This is a genomic window from Uliginosibacterium aquaticum (assembly GCF_012972705.2).
In the GTDB taxonomy this organism is placed as follows: domain Bacteria; phylum Pseudomonadota; class Gammaproteobacteria; order Burkholderiales; family Rhodocyclaceae; genus Uliginosibacterium; species Uliginosibacterium aquaticum.
The window spans coordinates 388,945-411,959 of the sequence record NZ_JABCSC020000001.1; the positions used below are offsets into that span (position 1 = coordinate 388,945).

General features: G+C 50.4%; 18 protein-coding genes and 1 pseudogene. All 19 read left to right on the forward strand.

The features are described 5' to 3' along the window. Positions 1–2 precede the first annotated feature (2 nt). Positions 3–845 (forward strand): symmetrical bis(5'-nucleosyl)-tetraphosphatase, encoded by an 843-nt coding sequence (locus tag HJ583_RS01790; RefSeq protein WP_170019996.1) that lies wholly within the window; start codon positions 3–5, stop codon positions 843–845. A 195-nt stretch (positions 846–1,040) separates the two neighbouring features. Beyond that, on the forward strand, positions 1,041–2,480 hold the full coding sequence (locus tag HJ583_RS01795) for a mannose-1-phosphate guanylyltransferase/mannose-6-phosphate isomerase (protein WP_170019998.1): 1,440 nt from the start codon (positions 1,041–1,043) through the stop codon (positions 2,478–2,480). After that, a complete protein-coding gene (locus HJ583_RS01800) occupies positions 2,477–3,271 on the forward strand; it encodes an ABC transporter permease (protein WP_170020000.1) in 795 nt (264 codons plus the stop codon). The genes HJ583_RS01795 and HJ583_RS01800 overlap by 4 nt, the downstream gene beginning before the upstream one ends. Further along, positions 3,271–4,497, forward strand: coding sequence for an ABC transporter ATP-binding protein (locus HJ583_RS01805; RefSeq protein ID WP_170020002.1), 1,227 nt, complete (start codon positions 3,271–3,273; stop codon positions 4,495–4,497). Before HJ583_RS01800 ends, HJ583_RS01805 begins: the two co-directional genes overlap by 1 nt. After that, positions 4,494–5,747 (forward strand): FkbM family methyltransferase, encoded by a 1,254-nt coding sequence (locus HJ583_RS01810; protein WP_170020004.1) that lies wholly within the window; start codon positions 4,494–4,496, stop codon positions 5,745–5,747. Before HJ583_RS01805 ends, HJ583_RS01810 begins: the two co-directional genes overlap by 4 nt. Then, entirely contained in the window at positions 5,747–8,260 is a 2,514-nt protein-coding gene (locus HJ583_RS01815) for a glycosyltransferase family 4 protein (protein ID WP_170020006.1), read from the forward strand. Before HJ583_RS01810 ends, HJ583_RS01815 begins: the two co-directional genes overlap by 1 nt. Further along, a complete protein-coding gene (locus tag HJ583_RS01820) occupies positions 8,250–9,605 on the forward strand; it encodes a nucleotide sugar dehydrogenase (protein WP_328824799.1) in 1,356 nt (451 codons plus the stop codon). Before HJ583_RS01815 ends, HJ583_RS01820 begins: the two co-directional genes overlap by 11 nt. Before the next feature lie 21 nt (positions 9,606–9,626). Continuing rightward, positions 9,627–10,274, forward strand: a complete 648-nt coding sequence (locus HJ583_RS01825) for a class I SAM-dependent methyltransferase (protein ID WP_170020008.1) — start codon at positions 9,627–9,629, stop codon at positions 10,272–10,274. Beyond that, entirely contained in the window at positions 10,271–11,245 is a 975-nt protein-coding gene (locus HJ583_RS01830; protein WP_170020010.1) for a glycosyltransferase family 2 protein, read from the forward strand. The genes HJ583_RS01825 and HJ583_RS01830 overlap by 4 nt, the downstream gene beginning before the upstream one ends. A 17-nt stretch (positions 11,246–11,262) precedes the next feature. After that, the gene (locus HJ583_RS01835) at positions 11,263–13,188 is read left to right on the forward strand and encodes a hypothetical protein (protein ID WP_170020012.1); all 1,926 of its coding nucleotides are present in this window, start codon (positions 11,263–11,265) and stop codon (positions 13,186–13,188) included. Positions 13,189–13,192: 4 nt separating this feature from the next. Further along, positions 13,193–13,576 (forward strand): GtrA family protein, encoded by a 384-nt coding sequence (locus HJ583_RS19390; protein ID WP_170020014.1) that lies wholly within the window; start codon positions 13,193–13,195, stop codon positions 13,574–13,576. 3 nt (positions 13,577–13,579) lie between these two features. Continuing rightward, on the forward strand, positions 13,580–16,081 hold the full coding sequence (locus tag HJ583_RS01845) for a hypothetical protein (RefSeq protein ID WP_170020016.1): 2,502 nt from the start codon (positions 13,580–13,582) through the stop codon (positions 16,079–16,081). After that, a pseudogene (locus HJ583_RS01850) lies at positions 16,082–17,106 on the forward strand (UDP-glucose dehydrogenase family protein). It abuts the gene before it with no gap. Next, entirely contained in the window at positions 17,106–18,044 is a 939-nt protein-coding gene (locus HJ583_RS01855) for a UDP-glucuronic acid decarboxylase family protein (RefSeq protein ID WP_170020018.1), read from the forward strand. The pseudogene HJ583_RS01850 and the gene HJ583_RS01855 overlap by 1 nt, the downstream one beginning before the upstream one ends. Continuing rightward, complete coding sequence (locus tag HJ583_RS01860; RefSeq protein WP_170020020.1) at positions 18,041–19,009, forward strand: glycosyltransferase; 969 nt, start codon at positions 18,041–18,043, stop codon at positions 19,007–19,009. The genes HJ583_RS01855 and HJ583_RS01860 overlap by 4 nt, the downstream gene beginning before the upstream one ends. After that, positions 19,002–19,379 carry a GtrA family protein gene (locus tag HJ583_RS01865; RefSeq protein ID WP_170020022.1) on the forward strand — a complete coding sequence of 126 codons (378 nt, stop codon included), beginning with the start codon at positions 19,002–19,004 and terminating at the stop codon, positions 19,377–19,379. Before HJ583_RS01860 ends, HJ583_RS01865 begins: the two co-directional genes overlap by 8 nt. Further along, a complete protein-coding gene (locus HJ583_RS01870; RefSeq protein WP_170020024.1) occupies positions 19,376–19,966 on the forward strand; it encodes a hypothetical protein in 591 nt (196 codons plus the stop codon). Before HJ583_RS01865 ends, HJ583_RS01870 begins: the two co-directional genes overlap by 4 nt. Then, positions 19,960–21,975 (forward strand): hypothetical protein, encoded by a 2,016-nt coding sequence (locus HJ583_RS01875; RefSeq protein ID WP_170020026.1) that lies wholly within the window; start codon positions 19,960–19,962, stop codon positions 21,973–21,975. Before HJ583_RS01870 ends, HJ583_RS01875 begins: the two co-directional genes overlap by 7 nt. A 4-nt stretch (positions 21,976–21,979) precedes the next feature. Continuing rightward, positions 21,980–23,014 (forward strand): GDP-mannose 4,6-dehydratase, encoded by a 1,035-nt coding sequence (gene gmd / locus HJ583_RS01880; RefSeq protein ID WP_170020028.1) that lies wholly within the window; start codon positions 21,980–21,982, stop codon positions 23,012–23,014. The last annotated feature ends 1 nt before the right edge of the window (position 23,015 follow it).

The window sequence follows — 23,015 nt, forward strand, 5'->3', positions numbered from 1 at the left end:
CCATGGGGGCCACCCATCCGGATCGCCATCGTTATGTGATCGGTGATGTCCAAGGCTGTTTCGACGAGTTGCAGATCCTAATCCAGAAAATCGGCTTCGATCCTGGCCAGGATCGGCTCTGGGTTGCCGGAGATCTGATCAACCGCGGCCCTGGCAACTTGGCCGTACTACGCTATCTCAAGAGCTTGGGTGAGCGCGTGGTGTGCGTGCTTGGTAATCACGATATTTTCTTTCTGGCCGTGGTGTCGGGTGCTGTTTCACAAACGCCTGAGGACACCCTGCAGGATCTGCTCGAAGCACCTGATCGTGATGAGCTGGTGGATTGGCTGAGGCGACGCCCCTTGTTTCATGTCGAGGATGGATACGCCATGGTGCACGCTGGCTTGTTGCCACAGTGGAGCGTGGCGCAGGCCGAGGATCTGGCCGCCGAAGTTGAGTGCGAGCTGGGCGGGGAGCACTGGCAGGACTTCCTGCGAGGCCTATGGGGAGGGAAGCCGTGCGCTTGGCGTGACGACCTGACTGGTCAGGATCGTCTGCGCATCATCGTCAACGCGATGAGTCGGCTGCGTTTCCTACGCTCCGACGCCAGTATCGACCTGAAACCCAAGGGGCGCCCTGAGGATCAGCCAGGGCTTATTCCCTGGTATGCCTACCCGGACGCGCGCTGGCAGACCCACACCATCCTGCATGGGCATTGGTCGGCGTTGGGCTACCGTGATACGGGCGGCGTCATTGCACTTGACTCAGGTTGCGTATGGGGTGGGAGCCTCACCGCTTTTCGTCTGGCAGACCGAGCAGTGTGGAGCAGCCCTGCTTTGACGACGGAGCGAACAGGCGCTGAGTAAGGTTGCACTTGGAAATGGTATAGGCGTGATACCGGTCACCCCGCTTTTATTGCCTGCCCTTTTGTCCACATCAGAGATAAAACAAATAAAGAACTCTGAGAAAAGTTAAAATTCGCAGATTTTGGGGGCGCTGACTGCTTGCCCTTTGGGGTGCTTTGAGCGCCGTTTTCCACTATTTTTTCTGAGTCGCTACCCATGCTCCAGCCCGTCATTCTCTCTGGTGGTTCCGGCACCCGCCTGTGGCCAGCCTCCCGCGAAACCTACCCCAAACAGCTGCTGCCGCTGACGGGCCCGGAATCCCTGCTGCAGATCACCGCGCGCCGCCTCGAAGGCTTCGCCGCCGAGATCGCCAAGCCGATCGTGGTGACCAACGAAGAGCACCGCTTCATCATCGCCGAGCAGATGCGCCAGATCGGCAAGGGGTCGGACCGCATCGTGCTCGAACCGGTGGGCCGCAACACAGCCCCCGCCATGCAGCTCGCCGCGCTGGTCGCCACCCAAGAAGGCGGAGACCCGATTCTGCTCGTGATGCCGGCCGACCAGATCGTCACCCATAACCCCGCCTTCCTCGCCGCCATGAGTGAGGGCCTCAAGCAAGCCGAAGCCGGCGCACTCGTCACCTTCGGCATCGTTCCGGATCGCCCCGAAACCGGCTACGGCTATTTGCGCACCGGCGAAGTCATGCCCGCTGCCAGCAGCGCGCGCAAGCTCGCCGCCTTCGTCGAAAAGCCCGATGCTGCCCGTGCCGCCGAATACGTCGCCAGTGGTCAATACCTCTGGAACGCCGGCATCTTCATGATGCGTGCCAGCGTCTGGCTCAAAGCGCTCGCCGCCCTCCAGCCCGACATGGCCACCGCCTGCCAGACTGCTGTTGATGGTGCCAAGCGCGACAGCGACTTCATCCGCGTCGACAAAACCGCCTTCACCGCCTGCCCGTCGAACTCCATCGACTACGCCGTCATGGAACAACTCGGTGCCCACCCCGAACTTGGCCAGCCCGTCGTCGTCCCCATGGATGCCGGCTGGAGCGACGTCGGCGCCTGGGATGCCCTATGGAGCGTCAGCACCAAAGACGCCGAGGGCAACGCCACCCAGGGCGAAGTGATGCTCGAAGACACCCAAGACAGCCTCGTCTTCGCCCAGAGCCGCCTCGTTGCCACCGTCGGCATCAAGGACCTGATCGTCGTTGAGACCCCTGACGCCGTCATGGTCGCCGACAAATCCCGCGCTCAGGACGTCAAAGCCATCGTCAGCCGCATCAAGGCCGAGGGCAAAACCCTCGCTGCCAGCCACCGCAAGGTGTATCGCCCCTGGGGCTGGTACGACAGCATCGACATGGGCCCGCGCTTCCAGGTCAAGCGCATCGTCGTCAATCCCGGCGCTACGTTGAGCCTGCAGATGCACCACCACCGCGCCGAACACTGGATCGTGGTGAGTGGCACAGCCGAAGTGGTGAATGGTGAGCAAACCCTGCTGCTCGGTGAAAACGAATCCACCTACATCCCGCTGGGCCATGTGCACCGCCTCGCCAACCCCGGCAAGCTGCCGCTGGAGATCATCGAAGTGCAGTCCGGCTCCTATCTGGGCGAAGACGACATCGTGCGCTTTGAAGATACTTATGGGCGCTGCAAATGAACGCTGTTGTACGCGCCCTTTGGGCGTATCGCGGATTTATTCTGGGTAGCGTGAAGCGCGAATTTCAGTCGAAGTACCAAAACTCACTATTGGGCGCAGCATGGACCGTGCTGAATCCCCTTGCGATGATTACTGTATATACAGTGATTTTCGCAGAGGTAATGCGAGCCAAGCTGCCGGGCGTGGATAGTACTTTCGGCTACAGCATATTTCTTTGTGCTGGTATTCTGACATGGGCTTTATTCTCAGAGATTGTCGGGCGAGCACAGAATGTTTTTATCGACAGTGCAAATCTTCTTAAAAAATTGAGCTTCCCACGGCTGTGTTTGCCCGTCGTGATTGTCTTTTCTGCACTACTGAATTTCTCGATTATTTTCGGGATATTCACTGTGTTTCTTTTTTTTAGTGGGAACTTTCCGGGGCTTGCCTTTTTTGCAATAATTCCGTTATTGCTAATCCTGATTGTATTCTCAATAGGCCTCGGCATCACTCTGGGTGTATTGAATGTCTTTTTTCGTGATGTGGGTCAATTTTTCGGGATATTCATCACTTTTTGGTTTTGGCTGACTCCCATCGTTTACGCGCCACAAGCATTGGCCGTGAAGCTGCAGGGAATGCTGGCATGGAACCCAATGGCGCCGCTGATGCAGGCTTTTCAGGGGGTTCTGGTGTCAGGCATCTGGCCGGACTGGTCTTCGCTCTGGCCAATTTCCGTACTTGCGGCTTTTTTCTGTTTGTTGGGCTTTCGTCTGTTCAGGCGGCACGCAGGTGAAATGGTGGATGAGCTCTGATGGGAAGCATAACAGTAAGCAACGTCGGTAAAGCCTATAAGCATTATCCCAACAAATGGGTCAGATTTGTTGAGTGGATTGGGTTGCCCAGTGCCGAGCCTCGGCACAAATTGAAATGGATTCTTCAGGATATTAACTTTACGGTGTCTCCGGGTGAGGCTGTCGGCATTATCGGCATGAACGGAGCAGGTAAAAGCACCCTGCTGAAGATGATTACAGGCACCACGCAGCCGAGTACTGGCAGTGTACAGATGCAGGGCAGAGTAGCTGCGTTGCTGGAGCTGGGCATGGGGTTTCATCCTGATTTCACTGGCCGCCAGAATGCCGTCATGGCCGGACAGCTATTGGGCTACAGCATGGAAGAAATTTCACGTTTGATGCCTGAGATCGAGGCCTTTGCCGAAATTGGCGAGTACATAGACCAGCCTGTGCGGGTCTACTCCAGTGGCATGCAGGTGCGCCTGGCCTTCAGCGTGGCAACAGCCATCCGCCCAGATATCTTGATTGTCGACGAGGCTCTTTCCGTAGGAGATGTCTATTTTCAACACAAGAGCTTTGAGCGTATTCGTCAATACCGAAAACAAGGGACAACGCTACTTCTTGTTAGTCACGATAAGTCGGCCATTCAGTCGATCTGTGATCGCGCCATCTTGCTTGATGCAGGGGTATTAGCAATGGCCGGCGATCCGGAGGCGGTGATGGATTTTTATAACGCCAAACTAGCCGATCATCAAAATCAGACAGTAAAGCAGGAAGTGACGGCTACCGGGAAGATTCAGACTATCTCGGGAACGGCTGAGGCCACGATAGCTGATATTTTTTTGATTGATGAAGAGGGGCGGCGAATTGAGGTTGTGGACGTCGGCCAGCCAATTACATTAAGGGTTTTGGTAACCGCGCATTGTTATATTGAGCGACTGATTTTTGGGTATGGAATCAAGGATCGCCTTGGGCAGGTGGTTTATGGGACGAATACTGACCTTACGAACCAGGCACTCGATAATGTGGAAGCCGGAAGCTCTATTTGTTTTGATATTTCATTTCCGGCAAACTTGGGGGCCGGAGATTTTTCAATACAAACAGCTCTTTGCAGCACCGACACACATCTCGTGAACAATTATGAGTGGCGTGATCTGGCCTTGGTTTTTAGTGTTGTCAATATTAGTAAGCCAAATTTTGTCGGCGTTGCTTGGATTGACCCAATCATTAGGATTGTTCGAACATGAGTTTTGTATCCTACGCCCAAAATTTTGAAGACGTCATGCTTTGGCGCGCTGTCAAGAACGTCGAAAAAGGTTTTTATATTGATGTTGGAGCAAATGATCCCGGCGTAGACTCGGTAACAAAAGCTTTTTACGAACGAGGCTGGTCGGGAATAAACATTGAGCCCTTGCCTTCTCATTACGCAGATCTCTTGCGGGAAAGGCCGCGAGACATTAATTTGCAGTGCGCCGCGGGGGATATGAGCGGTGAAATTGATGTTTGGGAGTGTGATGTCCGTGGCTGGGCGACCGCCTCGAATCACGTGGTTGCTCAGCATTCGGCCAATGGTCATTCCGGCCATTTCCACAAGGTTTCGGTTGTTAGGCTTGCCGATATCTGTGATAAATATGCACAGAACGAAATACACTTTCTTAAAATTGACGTCGAAGGTTTTGAGAAGGCGGTAATTGAAGGAATGGATTTTTTACGGTTTCGTCCTTGGATACTGGTAATAGAGGCGACGCGTCCGAATTCAACTGAGGAAATTCACGAGGAGTGGGAGGAGGGGGTTTTATCTTCGGGGTATGTTTTTTCATATTTCGATGGTCTTAATAGATTTTATATCGCTGAAGAGCATTCTGAGTTAAGAACTTTTTTTAATTGTCCCCCGAATGTATTCGACGAGTTTGTTCGATTCGATCAGCTGAGCTCAGAACTTAGAGCGGGGCAGGCCGAGATCCAGTCTGCGCAGGCGGAGACTCGTGCTACGCAGGCGGAGACCCGTGCTACGCAGGCGGAGACCCGTGCTACGCAGGCGGAGATCCGTGCTACGCAGGCGGAGACCCGTGCTATGCAAGCAGAGAGTGCTATGGCTCAAGCACAGCAGCAAGTTCATCAATGGCACCAACGTATCCTCCAGGTGCATGCGAGCACATCATGGCGAGTTACGAAACCACTTAGGCTTTTGAAGCGCCTAATTTGTCGTGATTCGACTGCCGTGGCCGGAGTTCGTAAAGCTGTTAATAAAAAAATCCGCGAAATTCTTGTTCGTATTTCAGAGCGCCTAAAAAAACAAATTTTTCTCCGAAAAATAATTTTAAATTTTCTTCGAATATCTCCGACTCTTCATGGCCGATTGGTAGCGTATATCCGCCGCTCTGAGTGCGACGGTGAACGAGATTTTCTTCAGGGGAGGGGGGATATGCCCCCTCGCGCAAAAGAAATTTTTGAACAACTGACAGCTCTAGTTGACTCCGAAACAAAGGGTTCTTAATGAGAATAGTCGTTGATATGCAGGGTGCCCAAACCGGCAGTCGGTTTCGTGGCATAGGGCGATATTCTTTGGCGCTGACCAAAGCAATGCTCAAGGAGGGGAGGGGGCATGAATTTATTTTGCTCCTTAATGGGCTGCTTGATGAAAGCATTCCTTTTATTCGAAGTGAGTTTAGAGGGCTGTTGCCAAACGAGAATATCCGCGTATGGAATTCTCATGGGCCGGTATATGGTTTTGATTCAAGAAACAGTCACAGGAAAAATGTAGCCGAATTAATCCGAGAGTCGTACATTTCTGGGCTGAAGCCGGATGTTTTACTTATTACTAGCATGGTCGAAGGGTTTGGAGATAATGCGGTTCATAGCGTTGGCCGCATTCCTAGTGGCTACGCTACGGCAGCAATTTTTTATGATGCAATTCCCTTGATTCAAAGCGATGTGTATTTAAAGCCAAATCCTGACTTTGAGCCGTTATACCGGGAAAAAATCGATTATTTGGGCAAGGCTGATTTGCTTTTGGCTATATCTGAATCGTCTCGCGGCGAGGCTATTTCGTACCTTGGAGTGGCAGAAAGTTCTGTGGTTAATATTTCTGCTGCGGTGGATGATGGTTTTGGCGTAATGGAATTTACGTCGGAGGCTGAGAGTGAAATTAGGAAAAAGTTTGGGTTGGATCGTCCTTTTTTGATGTACTCAGGAGCGACAGATGACCGGAAAAATCATTTTTCACTTTTTGATGCGTATGCGTCAATCCGTATTGATTTAAGAAGGCGGTATCAGTTGGCAATCGTAGGTGGGATGCCTGAGGATCATTTAGATAGATTTTTTGCATATATCGGAAAAAAAGGACTCTCCCGTAATGATGTTCGTTTTACGGGGAGGGTGTCTGACGACGAACTGGTCGCTTTATATAATTTGTGTCATTTGTACGTATTTCCTTCTTTGCACGAAGGTTTTGGTTTGCCAGCACTAGAGGCAATGTCGTGCGGAGCCCCGGTAATTGGGTCGAATTTAACCAGTATTCCAGAGGTGATCGGGACGGCTGATGCGTATTTTGATCCAAGTTCAATAACCTCAATCGCAAGAAAAATTGAAGAGTATTTGCTTGATGACGATAAGCGCTTGGCACTAAGGTCGCATGGGATTGAGCAGGCAAAAAAATTCTCTTGGGAGAATTGCGCGCGCCGAGCGCTGGGCGCGATGGAGGCCTGTGTCGGTTATCCGGGCTTGCTTGAAAAAATAGGCGACAGCAGCGAGCAGGAGGCTGAGGAAGGCAAACTTATTAGACTGATCGCTGATGAGTCTAGAGGAGTTAGTCGTGCTGAGTTGGCCGGGGTGGCCCTGGCTATTGCGCGAAACGAAGAGCCTGATTTTCGACGATTGTTTATAGATGTCTCGGAGATGGTCCAGCGAGACTCGAGGACGGGCATTCAAAGGGTCGTTAGGAGTATTTTAAAATGCTTGCTCGAAAGTCCTCCAGACGGATTTGTGGTTGAGCCTGTCTTTGCGACAGAGGATGGCGTTGGCTATCGATATGCCAATAGGTATAAACATGTCATTTTAGGTGATGGCGAAAGTCTGAACGATGGAAAGCCAATAGATTTCAGCCGTCGCGACGTATTTGTTTGCTTAGATATGCAACACAACGTCCAGCCCGCGCAACGTGGCTTTTATGCCAAACTAAGAGCCTCGGGTGTAAAGACGGTTTTTGTGCTGTACGATCTTTTGCCTATTTACATGCCTCAGTTTTTCCCGGCCGATACCTATTCGGATCACTCGAGGTGGCTTGGTGTTGTGGCTGAATTTGATCAGGTTGTTTGCATATCTAAAGCGGTTGCAAGTGATTTTGAGCAATGGATTATTGAAAATAAGCCTGAGTCACAGGCTAGTGTAAATATTGAATGGTTTCACATTGGCGCAGATATTGATGCGTCTGTTCCGACAGCAGGGGTCTCAGAGCAGGAGAGAGTTGCAATTCAAAAACTATCCACAACGAGAGTTTTTTTGACTGTTGGAACACTTGAGCCCCGCAAATTCCAGACTCAGGTCTTGGGAGCTTTTGAGATATTGTGGTCTCGAGGGCTTGATTTGACTTTAGTTATTGTTGGAAAGCAAGGCTGGGATGTACTGCCGCTCGTTTCTCGGATTAAAGATCACGAAAGATTTGGGGAGCAATTGTTTTGGTTTGATTCAATTAGCGATGAGTGTCTAGCTAATATTTATGAGTCAAGCGACTGTTTGATCGCTGCGTCCATGGGTGAGGGATTTGGTTTGCCACTCATTGAGGCCGCGCAGTCCAGTATGCCCATTATCGCTCGAGATATTCCTGTTTTTAAAGAGGTGGCGGGTGATTTTGCATTTTATTTCTCTGGTGTTGAAGATATTGATTTGGCTGAGGCCGTTCAAACGTGGTGTGATTTGTATGATACGAACAGAGCCCCGAGTTCCAAAGGCATGAAATGGAGTTCTTGGGAGCAAAGTACTCAGCGGTTGGTTTCCTTGATTGGAATTTGAATTCTTCATGCATGCTTGTACGAAAAGAGGGGATATGAATAGCGGTTTGATTAAAAAAATCGAAGACAAATCTTGTGTAGTCGGTATTGTTGGACTTGGATACGTCGGTATTCCGCTGATGCTACGCTTTGTTGAGGCCGGTTTTAGTGTTGTCGGTTTCGATATAGATCAGGACAAGGTTGACGTACTCAATTCTGGAAGAAGTCCGATTGAGCATATTCCCAGTGCAGCAATTGCAAGTGCCATTGACTCCGGATTCAAGGCTGTTTGTGGTTTTGAGGGGGTGAGAGAGGCCGATGCATTGATTCTGTGCGTACCAACGCCTTTGAATAAATATCGAGAACCTGATATCTCTTGCATCATTTCTACTGTTGACGGGATTGTTCCTCATCTTCGTGCTGGGCAGTTGGTTTCACTGGAGTCAACAACTTATCCAGGAACGACGGAAGAGGAGTTGTTGCCACGGATGCAAAGTTCTGGGCTGAGAGTCGGAACTGATGTTTTTCTGGTGTTTTCGCCTGAGCGCGAAGATCCGGGCAATCCGGACTATACAACTCGTACCATTCCAAAAGTGTGTGGTGGTGTTACGCCTGCATGTAGCGAGGTTGGCTGTGCGCTGTATGGCATGGTGATTGACAAAGTCGTTCCAGTTTCCAGCACACGGGCTGCGGAAATGACTAAGTTGCTCGAGAATATTCACCGAGCAATTAACATTGGCCTTGTTAACGAAATGAAGATTGTTGCCGATAAAATGGGCATCGATATTCATGAAGTTATTCGCGCCGCCGCGACAAAGCCATTCGGTTTTGTGCCTTATTATCCCGGTCCTGGCCTCGGTGGGCACTGCATCCCAATCGATCCATTTTATTTGACATGGAAGGCAAGGGAGTTTGGTGTGCATACCCGGTTTATTGAGTTGGCGGGGGAGGTTAATAGCTCCATGCCAGAATGGGTTGTTCAAAAAATAATTCAGGCGCTTAACGACCGGGGGATGGCGGTAAAGGGAGCGCGTGTGTTGGTGCTTGGCGTTGCCTACAAAAAGAATGTCGATGACATGCGTGAGTCTCCGGCTATTCGCTTGATGGAGTTGCTTAAAGCGCGGGGCGCTATTCTTGAATATAGTGATCCTCATGTACCTGAGTTCAGGTGTGATCATAGCCAGACTAGCTTTTCTGACCTGAAGAGCGTTCCGTTAACTTCTGAAATTATTTCTGATTTTGATCTTTTGTTGCTGACCACGAATCACGATAGGTTTGACTACTCCTTGATCAAGGAAAATGCAAAACTTATTGTGGATACTCGTGGAGTTTTTTCTGGTGCTTTGCCAAATGTGGTCAAAGCATAAGGCGCTGTTTAGGAGAGACGTATGAGTTACAAGAGTGATTTAAATGAAGCTCTACCAGTTTTTTCAGGTGTTGCGCACGCAGAAAAGTATCAGTCAGGCAACTGGATTGCGAATAGATTGGTAATAAATTTCTTGAAAGGAATTGTCGGTGCAGTAAGTGAGGCCGGCAATAAGGATGTTCACGAGATCGGTTGTGGTGAGGGGCATATTCTCGGCGTACTGGCTTCCGCAGGCTACTCGGTCCGTGGCTGTGATATTTCGCAAAGCTCAATTGAGGTGGCACGACAGGAGTCCGTTCGGCACGGATTTTCTATTCAGATCGAGGAAAGAAGTATTTATGATCTTGATGAGAAAACCGATGCTGCGGACACGATTGTTTGCTGTGAGGTTCTTGAGCACCTGACAGACCCCGCCTTGGCCCTTAAAAAACTGCTGTCTGTAACACGTCGTGACCTCATTTTAAGTGTTCCAAATGAGCCCGTTTGGCACTTGCTCAATATGGTAAGGGGGAAGTATTGGAATGCTCTGGGTAATACGCCGGGGCATTTTCAACACTGGACCTCGGGACAGTTTTTAGCATTTGTTTCCGAGCATGCGGACATAGTGTCGGTTAAAAAGCCGTTGCCTTGGACGCTGATTCATTGTCGTCCTAGGAGCCCACGCCAATGAAGAAGCCTGTCATTGAATTGCGGCTGCTCGTAGCCGTTCCTTGCTTGAATGAGGCAGCCACCATTCTGTCGCTCGTTGAGGATATTCCAAGAGCTATTGATGGCGTGGGGGCTGTTGATGTGTTAGTGGTTGATGATGGATCAACTGATGAAACTGCTGATCAGGCACGCGCTGGCGGTGCGACTGTGCTTTCTCATGGAGTAAATAGAGGAGTGGGAGCCGCTTTCCAGTCGGCGGTTTCATACGCAGTCACGAATCGATATGACTTAATGGTGAATATTGATGGCGATAGACAGTTCAATCCTTTGGATATCCCTAAACTAGTGACGACTGTTCTGAATGGTCATTCAGATATGGCGACGGCCTCTCGTTTTGTCGATCCAGATTTTACGCCTAATATGCCGCGTGTGAAGTTGATCGGGAATCACATGATGTCCTATCTGATCAGTCAACTTGTGCAACAGCGGTTTAAGGATGTTTCTTGTGGTTTTCGCTGCTACAGCAGGGAGGCGTTGCTAAATTTGAATTTGCACGGGGCGTTTACTTATACGCAGGAAACCTTCCTTGATTTTTGCGCTAAGAATCTCAGAATTGTCGAGGTGCCGGTCCGTGTTGTGTATTTTCCCGAGCGAAAGTCCAGGGTCGCCGGAAGTATTTTGAAGTATGCGGTCAGTACAGCTAAAATAATATTTAGAGGTTATAGGGATTATCATCCGCTACGTTTTTTTTGGAGTATATCTGCCTGCTTTTTTGTGCCGTCACTTCTACTGGCGGCATTATTTTTTGCGCACTATTTGATCACCGGTCAATTTTCAGGTTATTTATTTGCAGGTTTTGGTTCGGCCTTCTTGATGACAATGGCCATTGTTTTCTTTGTTGTCGGGATCGTTACGGACATGCTGGACAGGGTTCGTAGTAATCAGGACCGAATTCTTTATCTTCTAAAAAAATCAGCCACGGCTGAGCGTTAAGTGAGCGCGGGGGTTTTATGTGCGGAATTTTCGGATTTGTTGCGTCAGATCGTTTTTCTGCGGGGGCTGATCAGCTTGGGAGGCTTGCTGCCGGGCTCTTTCTGTTGTCCGAAAGTCGCGGAAGTGAGGCGGCTGGCCTTGCAATTTCTAACGGCGTTGAGTTGTCGATGTTTCGTCGGGCGCAGCCTGCAAGTCGAATGCTTGGGACCCCTGAATATAAGGAATTCGTAGGTAGTCGGTTTTGCTCTACATCGACTGGGGCCAACACCCTAGTGATAGGCCACTCGCGTCTGGTGACGAATGGCTCTCAAGGGATTGAGGAAAATAATCAGCCGGTTTCAAGTGATCACTGTGTTGGTGTTCATAACGGCATTATTGTTAACGATAAAGAACTGTGGGAACTTAACCCGGATCTCGTGCGTCGTTCTCTGGTTGATACTGAGGTGTTCTACAGGTTGTTTGACAAGAACTTTTCTCTCTCAGGCGACGTAGTCGGCTCGTTATGTAATGTATTTGGCGCAATTAAAGGCGAAGCAAATATTGCATTTCTTCATGACTCAATGCCTTCCCTTTTCTTGGCAACAAATGTCGGCTCGCTCTATTGGCTTAGGGCAAAAAAAACAGGCCTGTTTGTTTTCGCTTCAGAACGTCATTTCCTCACCAGTTTAATTCTTCAGTTTCGGGATTTATTCTCTGAGTGTGATTTGAATGATGTGCAGCAGTTACGCGTAGGGGAGGGGGTTTGTGTATCTCCAAACGAGCTGAGCATTGAAGCCTTCGAGCTTTCGGCGGCGCAAGCTACGTCGTTGTCTGAGAAACCCGTTTCCGCAGCCAAACCCATTTTAGACCATTCGCCGAAGCGCAAGGAGTTGTGCCGGTGTACTCGATGTATTCTTCCGCATAGTTTTCCTTTTATTAGTTTCGACAAGGATGGTGTTTGCAATTTTTGTCGTGAAGGCGCTCCGATTCGTAGAGATGATCGTCAGACACTCGAGGCACGAATTTCTGGCTTTAGGTCTAAGGATGGCAGTCCCGACTGCATTGTCGCATTGAGTGGTGGGCGAGATAGTTGCTACGGACTGCATGTGATTAAAAAAGAGCTTGGTTTGAACCCCATTGCATACACGTATGATTGGGCAATGGTGACCGACGAGGCGAGGCGAAATTCCGCGCGCATGTGTGGCGAGTTAGGTGTGGAGCACATTATTCGCTCGGCAGATATTATTTCAAAGCGCAAGAATATTCGGATCAATATCGAGGCTTGGTTGCGCCGGCCGGAACTGGGCATGATTCCGCTTTTTATGGCTGGAGATAAGCAGTTTTTTCATTATGCCAGTCAAGTAAGCAGGCAGACGTCAGTTCCTCTCGTGATATTTTGCGGAGGAAATAATCTGGAGATAACGAGATTCAAGGCTGGTTTTTGTGGCGTGCAGGACCGTAGCGTCAATACAATGGTTGGACTTGATTTGCCAGGCAAGCTAAGGCTTCTGGCGTATTATGCGAAGAATTATATTCTTAATCCGTCGTATATAAACCGTTCTGTGCTGGATACCCTTTTTGCTTTTTACTCAACGTATGTTAATAGGCAAGATTTCTTGTATCTTTACCAGTATGTTGATTGGGATGAAAAGGTTATTGCCAAGACCCTGTCTGATTCGTATGGTTGGGAAAGTTCTGGAGACTCCAATAGCACTTGGCGTATTGGTGATGGTACCGCTGCATTTTATAATTACATCTACTATACAGTTGCCGGTTTTTCTGAGCATGACACCTTTCGAAGCAATCAAATTCGCGCAGGTTTAATTACTCGCGATGAAGCCTTGCGACTCGTAGAGCAGGAAAATCAGCCGCGTTATCTTGCCATGCGGGAGTATGCTGCTTTGGTTGGGTTTAGTTTGGACGAGGCCTTGACGGTTATTAATAATATTCCGAAGTTAGGTTAGATTTGTGAGATATTTTTCTAATACATTTTTTCGTGACTCTGCGGCATATGCCTTTGTTAGTCTTCTGGCCTATGGGCTTGTTTTCGGGTTAATGTATTTTTTTGTGGATCTCGTTGGTATTGGAGAGCCTGCTGCATTTTTTTTTACGTATGCAATCGCCTATTTTTTTGATTATATCATGAATTTGAGAGTGGTTTTTCGTAGGGAGCATGCGGGCCATCGCCTAGTAAAGTACATTATATATTTGGTGGTCTTTTTTATTCTGGCTAACGCGATTTTTTATATCGCCAATAATTTTAATTTGCATTATCTTTGGGGGACGTTTTTAACACTTGCCGTCCTTTTTCCACTCCGATTCTGTGCGTTACGCTATGTTGTTTTTCGTTGAACCTTGATTGCCATGATAAATTTCCGCGACGTTTTTTTGCTCGATAATTCGGAGCCTTTTCGCCTCGACGTTGATGCGCATGCATGGCTGGTATTGTTTGTGTCCTTGGTTAGTGTTTTCGGTATTTTTCTGCTTAGCATCTCTTTCTTTTCGGTGCCTTTTCTGCTTTGCCTTTCGGTTAGCGCAATCGGAATCGTCCATGTGTTTGTTGGCGCGCGTATCACGTGGAAGAACTTTAGGCTTAACTGGGTGTTTTTCCTCATTCTGTTGTGGGGTGGGTTCTTTCGCTTCGAAGTCTATCCACACATGATGGGTGGCCAAGATCAAGGGCTGTATACGAACTTCTCCGTAACAATGTTGCGTGAGGGTGCGTTAAATTATGTTGACTATTTTAGGTCTGAGTTACCAGAGAGCCTGAGGTTGGCATATGACGATGTTTCGATGTCGTCGGTCCGTATGTTGGACACAAATAAATCATTGATGACCATAGATTTTTATCCGCTACACCCAATGTGGATGGCGATATTTTCATGGGGTTTGGGTGCTGAGTCGAAAACGTTGTCTTTGCTGTTTTTTTCGATCGTCGGTATATGGTCCGCGAAAAAGCTGGCGCAAGAGATATTTGCGTCTGAGAAGGCAGGGCTTTTAGCGGCCTTTTTATTGGCTACAAATCCTGTCTTGGTTTTTTTTTCAAAGTTTCCCGTGACTGAAATGGTTGCGATGACGTTTTCAATTAACGGGTTTTTGTATCTGCTGGTGGGGATTAAGCGGAAGGAGTTGCTAGGGAAGGTTTTTTTCTGTGGATTGGCTATTCTGTGTTTTTGTGCATTTTTCTTCATCAGATTGCAGTTCATGATGTACCTCCCATTCTTTTCCTTGTTGTTTGCTGGGGCTGCGCTTTATGGCTGGCGGCAGTGTTTTCGAAGTGGCCTTATCCCCGCCGTTGCCACGCTGTTCGTTTTGTTCGGACTGAGTCTATTCTGGTACTACATTTTTCAGCGAGATCTGGTTTCGTCTTTGTTTGAAAATCATCTGTCCCGACTGCTGAGTTTTAAGTTTTTGGTGCTGGCCGTCCTGGTATTCTGTACTTTTTTGCTCGGAGTGTTGGCGATACGGCGATTTATACGTCCTGATCATCTTCGAGCGGCGGGGGAGTGGGTGCTTAAGCACGCCGGTAAATTGTTTGTACTGGTGTTGTTGCTGTCGGGTTATTCGCTCGTGAGGTTGTACTCCTCTGGGGTGATGCCTCCATTTGATCACTGGACTCTGGATATCAGTGATCCGTTTTTGTTTCGGTTTCATGTCGCCTATCGTTTCCTTCTCTTTGTGTCGCCGGCTGGGTTGCTGGTATTGGTTTTTGGGGCATTGTTTTGTAAAGTCCGTACGAAGGCTGGCGGTCTTTTGTTCGCGTTTTTGGCTACAGCTTGGGGTGTGTTGTTGTTACAACCATGGATCCCCTATTTGTACTATTACGGACGATATTTGGCGGGTGACATACTTCCTTATTCTTTGATAGCCCTGGCGGGGGTGTTGGTGTATTTGGCTAGGATCAGAGGGCTTGTTTTATCTGGTTTTTTGATCGCGATCATTGGTTCGTATCAGCTGTACTTTTCAGCTTCACAACTTTCGTTTGTAGAAAGTGAGACTCTTGGGTCTTACAATGAATTTCTCTCGCATATCGATCCGAGCGATGTCGTACTCGCCGTTGGGATGGACGACCGTATACTTGTCCCCCTTCGGATTGCGCATGAGGTCCGTGTTTTTTCTGTTAAGGGCATGAATTCCACTGCGTTTATGACCTCGCAGTATTTGGTTGATTTGCAATCATTTGTTGTGAGTAAAGGGGGGCGGCTCTTGATTCTTTCTTCGTTAGATGCGCCGTTGCGGCTTGGAAGGTTTGTTGGAGGGGCGACATTCAGGAATTCTTTTTTTTCTAACGGAGAGCATATCCGCGGCGCGCATGGGATTCAGAAAGTCGGTGACATTGCGACCTTGCTTTTACCATTGGCGCGTGAAGTAAAGGAGGAGCGCTGGGTGTTTTATGATGCAACTGCTGTGGATTTCAGTGCCGTGGCTGGAGGGGGGCCTTGTGAAGGTTCGTTCGATCTATCAAAGTCATCTAAGTCGCCACTGTTTGCGTTTTCTTTGTCAGGGTTTTCTCATCCAGAGGACGAGGGGCGATGGACGATTGGCGAGCATGCTTCAATTCGATGCACATTAAGGGATGGCGTTGACCCGAAAAAAATTCGTATTAATGCCTTGGCGTTTGTTAACGGTGAGTCTAGCCTAGGGCTGGCGGTCTCTATTAATGGTGGTCGGAGGCATGATTTTCGTTTTAGTGGGGCTCAGCGCTACCACGATTTTTATGTGCCTGTTGAGAACATAGGTAATGGGAAGTTAAGCGTAGAGTTTTTTATTGAAAATGCGCGTTCTCCTGCTGATTTTGGGTTAAGTGCGGACTCGCGAAAGTTGGGTGTTAGCGTTAGATCAGTATCTTTAGAGTAAATATTTTTTGTAGTTTATTGTGATTATGTTGTCGCGAAAATTACCGTAGTAGGTACCGGCTATGTCGGTTTGGCGTCGGGCGCGTGCCTGGCAGAAGTGGGCAATGACGTGCTTTGCCTGGACGTCAATCCGGAGAAGATCCGCGCCCTCAAGGAAGGCGGCATCCTATTCATGAGCCGGGTCTGGATCAGGTCGTGGCACGCAATGTGGTCGCAGGTCGTCTGCATTTCATGACTGATATTGAAGAGGCTGTGCGTTTTGGCACCATTCAGTTCATTGCCGTGGGGACGCCGTCTGATGAGGATGGCTCGGCCGAGCTGACCAAATATGCAGCCAATGCCATGCTCGCCACACGCATCTCATTCATGAACCAACTGGCAGTGCTTGCAGAGAAGCTCGGTGCTGACATCGAGCAGGTGCGCCAGGGGATCGGCTCGGACCCGCGTATCGGCTGGCACTGCCTGTACTCGGGTTGTGGCTATGGCGGCTTGTGCTTCCCGAAGGACGTGAAGGCGTTGATCCGTACCGTGGCTGATGCTGCTGGGTATCATCTTAAGCTGCTTCAGGCGGTGGAGGGCGCCAACGACGCGCAGAAGGAAGTGCTGGTGAACAAGATCGTTACGCGCTTTGGCGAAGACCTTTCGGACCGGCATTTTGCCCTCTGGGGCCTGGCCTTCAAGCCCAACACCGACGACATGCACGCAGCGCCGAGCCAGGTGATCATCGACGAACTCTTCAGGCGTGGCGCTACCGTGACCGCTTACGACCCGGTGGCCATGGAGGAGGCACGCCGCATCTTGGGTGACGAGCCTCGTCTGCGCTATGCCGACCGGCCGATGAGCGCCCTGAAGGACGCGGATGCGCTGGTGATCGTGACCGAGTGGAAGGAATTCCGCAGCCTCGATTTTGCGGCTATCAAGGCGACACTCAAGAGCCCGCTGATATTTGACGGGCGCAACATGTTTGATCCGGCGCTGCCGCGTGAGGCGGGGCTGGAGTATTCGGCTATAGGGAGAAATCAATAATGGCAAGGATATTGGTTACCGGCGGCGCCGGTTTTCTGGGCTCTCACCTGTGTGAGCGTCTGCTCGAAGCAGACCACGACGTGCTGTGCGTAGACAACTACTTCACCGGCTCCAAGCGCAACGTTGAGCATCTACTGCAAAACCCACGCTTTGAGGTGTTGCGCCACGATGTAACGTTTCCGCTGTATGTGGAAGTTGACCAGATCTACAATCTGGCCTGCCCGGCATCGCCCGTGCATTACCAGTTTGATCCGGTGCAAACCACCAAGACTAGCGTGCATGGCGCAATTAACATGCTTGGCCTTGCCAAGCGTGTGAAGGCGCGTATTTTGCAGGCATCCACCTCCGAAGTGTATGGCGACCCGGAGGTGCATCCGCAGCCCGAAGGCTACTGGGGCAAGGTGAATCCCATCGGAATTCGCAGCTGCTATGACGAAGGCAAACGCTGTGCCGAAACGCTGTTCTTCGATTACTGGCGTCAGCACCAGCTCGAGATCAAGGTTATGCGCATCTTCAATACTTATGGCCCGCGCATGCACCCTTCCGACGGCAGGGTGGTGAGCAATTTCGTTGTGCAGGCATTAAAGGGCGAGCCCATCACGATTTATGGTGATGGCTCGCAAACGCGCAGCTTCTGTTATGTGGACGACCTTATCGAAGGCATGATCCGCTTGATGAATACTCCAGCCGATTTCACCGGCCCGGTCAATATTGGCAACCCGGGCGAATTCACCATGCTGCAACTGGCCGAGCGTGTGATCGCGCTTACCGGCAGCAAATCGGAGCTGGTGTTCCATCCGTTGCCGCAAGATGATCCCAAGCAGCGCCGTCCGGACATATCTCTGGCGCGTGAAGTGCTCGACTGGCAGCCCACTATTGCGCTCGAGCAGGGCTTACAGAAAACCATCGACTACTTCGCGAAGGTGGTGAAGGCATGATTCCGACTGGTGTCGAGCTCATCGTGGTGACGCCGGTGTATGAAGACCTTGAAGCGTCGTCGCGGCTCTTTCGGGAGCTTGATGCCGCGTTTGGCGGCAGGCTTTTCATTCTGGCGGTAGATGACGGGTCTGTACGTCAGCCGTTGCCGGGCAATGCGTTTGCAGGGTTGAGCGCGCACGGCGCTGTTGTAAAGCTGCGCCGCAATGTGGGGCATCAGCGCGCCATCGCCATCGGACTGGGGGTTGCGGCCGATTACATGACCGAGAAACAGTGCGTGGTGGTCATGGACTCTGACGGCGAAGACTTGCCGGGCACGATCCCGCCTTTGCTCGCGGCGCTGAATGATCCCCAGGTGGACGTGGCGGTGGCTCAGCGCAAGAGCCGCGTTGAAACTCTCCGGTTCAAGGCGTTTTACGAGGTGTACAAGCGCCTGTTTGCGTTCATGACCGGTCGCGCCATAACTTTCGGCAATTTCATGGCATTCAGCTTCTCAGCGGTGCGCCGCCTTGCTGCGATGCAGGAGTTGCCCATTCACGTGGCGGCAGCCACCTTGGCGTCAAAGCTGCGTCTGCGCGTTTGTCCGCTCGATCGCGGCCCTCGCTATGCGGGGCAGTCCAAGATGAACTTTGTGGGCCTGGCATTGCATGGCTTTCGTGCCCTGATGGTGTTCGCCGAAGACGTGCTGGTGCGTGTAGGCCTGCTGTGCGTGGCCATTGCCGCCTTCTCGGTGCTGGGCGGAGCGCTTGCGATAGGGCTGAAGCTGGCGGGCTTTGCCACGCCCGGATGGTTTTCGGTGGCCTTCGGCATCTTGCTGCTCACGCTGCTGCAAACCGGCACGCTGGCTCTTATGATGCTGATGCTGACGGGGGTGGTGCGGAGCGGCTCGGTCACGTCTGCGGCCGGCTACAAGGAGTTCATCGACTGCGTGCTGGTGTCTGGAGAGCGGGTGCGGCTCAATGGGTGAGTTGTTCCGGTATGTGACCAATGGCTTGGTTGCAACCGGCGTGCACTATTCGGTGCTGGCCTTCAACCTGCATGTGCTGGGGTTTTCGTCGGCGGGGCTGGCCAATCTGGTTGCGGCCATGTTTGGCATTGCCGCGTCATTCGTGGGTAACCGTTATTTTGTGTTTGCCAACGGTGGTGAGGCGCCATGGCATGGGCAGGCAGCGCGCTTTGTACTGCTTTACGGGGCCATCGCTTTGCTGCATGGCGCCGTGATGTGGACCTGGGCCGACTGGCTGCAGCAGGATTATCGTATTGGCTTTCTGATCGCAACTGTCATGCAGTTTGTACTCAGCTATATCGGAAACAAGCGTCTGGTGTTCAAGAAATGAAATTCAGGTCTTTTTTCGGATTCAATGTGCTGTTTTTCGGCTTGCTTCTGGTGATTTACGTGGCGCACGTCAACTGGATTAAGGTGGATGTGGTGTTTTATGCCGCCATTGCTGATGCCGTGCTGGCGGCTTGTCTGGCATTTGCCGTACTGTTGTTGCCGATTGGCAGGGCGTTCAACCCCTTCGAAAAATTGCAATTGTTTGTTATATGGCTGTTAATGGGCTATTCGTTCGCGATTTCTGTTCCCACCGTGATTGACCGATCGTTGTCGTTTTATATCCTCGAGAAAATTGCCCAGCGTGGCGGTGGAATTCGACAGGACGCCATGAGTGATGTGTTTACTAAGGAATACATGAAAGAACACCGCTTGGTTGATGTGCGTTTGACCGAGCAGATCGAGTCCGGCACGGTCGTCATTGAAAACGGATGTGTCCGTCTTACGGATAAAGGGCGGTTATTGTCTAATTTGAGCCGAAGTTTCAGGATGAATTTGCTGCCCAAAAGGAGGCTGTTGATGGGCGAGTACTCTGATGATCTAACCGACCCGTTTAGATTTGGTGTTCGTGCGTTTGATTACGGGTGCTGATGGTCGTGGCTATAAAATTTCGGGCTGAACTTCCTTTTATTTTATTTTTGTTATTGGCTGTGTTTGGGTATCTAATGCCCGCGACAGCTTGGTTTTCAAGCATTCCAGGAGATCTTGGGGATTCAAGGTTTAATTCTTTTATTCTTGAGCATTTTTATGCTTGGTTGGTTGGGGCTGCAGAAAGTTTGTGGAGCCCGATGTTTTTTTATCCTTTTGAAGATGCTTTGGCTTTTAGTGACAACTTGTTTGGGTCTGCTCCAATCTACGCTTTGTTTCGACTGGTTGGGTTTGGTCGGGAAGGGGGGTATTTAGGATGGTTTGTGTGTGGGGCATTGCTTAACTATGTTTTTACATATTACGCATTGCAAAGACTTTGTTTTTCAAAATTCTCTTCTGCTTTTTGTGGTTTTGTATTTGGTTTTGCATTGCCGGCGTTGGTGCTGGAATCTCATGCGCAGTTGATGTACCGCTTTGCAATTCCGCTCGCTGTGTCAGAGATTGGTGTTTTGATTCGCGATGGCCATTCTCGCTCTGTCGCGCGCACCGCTTTTTTTGTCGCCCTTCAGTTTTATTTTTCAATATATTTAGGCGTTTTTCTTGTTGCGCTGGTTGTGGCTATTTTTGTTTCGCTGCTATTGATTTATTGGTTTAAATGGCGGGGGCTTGAGGGTGGTTGTTTTTATGTCTTTCGTCAGATGTCATGGCGAGAGATTGCGGTAGTAGTGTCGTCGTTATTGGCTGTCGTGGTGTTGCTTGGTAAGTACATGTTGGTTGCGCGTGCATATGGTTTTTCGCGGAGTCCTGCGGACGTTATTTCGATGTTGCCGACGATGGGGTCCTACCTGATCCAAGATTTTTCTTCACTGTATTCGTTTTTAGGCGAGAGTATTTTTGTTGAGATGAGACAGGAGCACCAGCTTTTTGTTGGGGCGGGAGTGGTTTTTTTTGCTTTCTTTGGCGCTTGGGTGGCTGTTCGCGATAGGGTGGTGATTGGGGGCGTGTGCATTCTTGTTCTCGCCATTGTTTTTTTTGCGACCTTGAGGGTTGGTGATTTTTCTATCTATAAAATGTTTTTGTACCTGCCTGGTGTTTCGTCAGTCAGGGCGGTCAGTCGAATTATTTTGGTTGTGCTTTTCCCTTTGGGAGCTTTAGGGGCTATTGGTATTGATCGATGCTCTTGTTTTTTGTCTTCGCGTGGTTGGGGCTGGTTGAAATACGTTGTTTTTTGTTTTGTATTCGTTGTTTTGTCTGCTGAGACCTTTACTTACTCTTCATACACCACCCCCGTTTCCGAATGGTTGGTTCGAAAAGAGCGGATTTTGAATGTATTGCCAAATGTCTGGCCAAACTCTCCTGTGCTCTATGTTCAGACGGCAGGCGGAGCGAGTTGGTATTTGGATGAATTGGATGGAATGATTGTCGCGCAGGATTTGCGTCTTCCTACCCTAAACGGGTATTCTGGCAACTTTCCTCCCGGCTACCTATTGGTAGGAGAGGATGTGCGCAATTGTTTGTCCCCTCAAAATCGAATTGATGCATATAGGGAGCATGCTGCACTTGCTCCAGGTTTTGAGGCCCTCATGCTTGAGCGTCTTGTGGTAGTGCCTTCGCTTGCGTGTGGTGTGGTTCGAAGGGTGGTGCCGAGTGTCGCTGCAGCCTTTGTTGCAAAGGCGTCTCTTTCTCAAGAGATTGGAGGGCCGTGGTTGCATGCCGAGTTCGAAAATCGTTCCGAGCGTCCCTTGGCTTTTCCAGCGAATAGCCCGCTTCGAATGTCTTGGCGCTTTATTCCCGCCTCGGCTTCGAGTGAGGAGATTGGTTGGTTGCCTAGGCATGACCTGCCACTGATCGTTGGCGCGGGTGATAGAATTAAGGCTGATGTAAAGATTGATATGCCAAGTGCGAATGGCGAGTATCGCTTGGAGGTAACTCTGGTTCAAGAGGGGGTTGCTTGGTTTGATGATCTCGGCATGAAAGTTGGTGGTGTTTCTGTAAACGTGAGTAGAGAATAAAATTATGAAAACAGCTGTTGTAACAGGCATTTCCGGTCAAGATGGCGCCTATCTGGCCGAGCTTCTGTTAGGCAAGGGTTACAAAGTGATTGGAACCTTCCGTCGCACCAGTTCCGTCAATTTCTGGCGCATCGAAGAGCTCGGTATTCAGAACCATCCCAACCTGCAGTTGGTGGAATACGACCTGACAGACCTGTCCTCCAGCATTCGTCTGCTTCAAACCAGCGGCGCAACCGAAGTGTATAACCTCGCCGCTCAGAGCTTTGTTGGTGTCTCCTTCGAGCAACCCCTCACTACTGCCGAAATAACCGGCGTAGGCTGCGTGAACCTGCTTGAAGCCATCCGTATCGTCAACCCCAAGATCCGCTTCTATCAGGCGTCCACCTCCGAAATGTTCGGCAAGGTTCAAGCCATCCCGCAGATCGAAAGCACCCCCTTCTACCCGCGTAGCCCCTATGGTGTTGCCAAGCTCTACGCTCACTGGATGACCATCAATTACCGCGAGTCCTACGGCCTGTTCGCATGCTCCGGCATCCTCTTCAATCACGAATCCCCCTTGCGCGGCCGGGAATTCGTCACCCGCAAGATCACCGACTCTGTCGCCAAGATCAAACTTGGTAAGCTCGACGTCCTTGAGCTCGGCAACTTGGATGCCAAGCGTGACTGGGGCTTCGCCAAAGAATACGTCGAAGGCATGTGGCGCATGCTCCAGGCTGATGAGCCTGATACCTTCGTGCTCGCCACCAACCGCACCGAAACCGTCCGTGACTTCGTCACCATGGCCTTCAAAGCCGTCGGCATCCAGATCAACTGGAGTGGTAAGGACGAAACCGAACAAGGAACTTGCGCCCAAACCGGCAAGGTCCTCGTTCGTGTCAATCCCAAGTTCTACCGCCCCGCAGAAGTCGAACTCCTCATCGGCAACCCCGCAAAAGCCCAAGAGGTCCTCGGCTGGGCACCCAAGACCACCCTCGAAGAGCTCTGCCGGATGATGGTTGACGCCGATTTGCGTCGCAACGAAGTTGGGTTTTCGTTCTGAT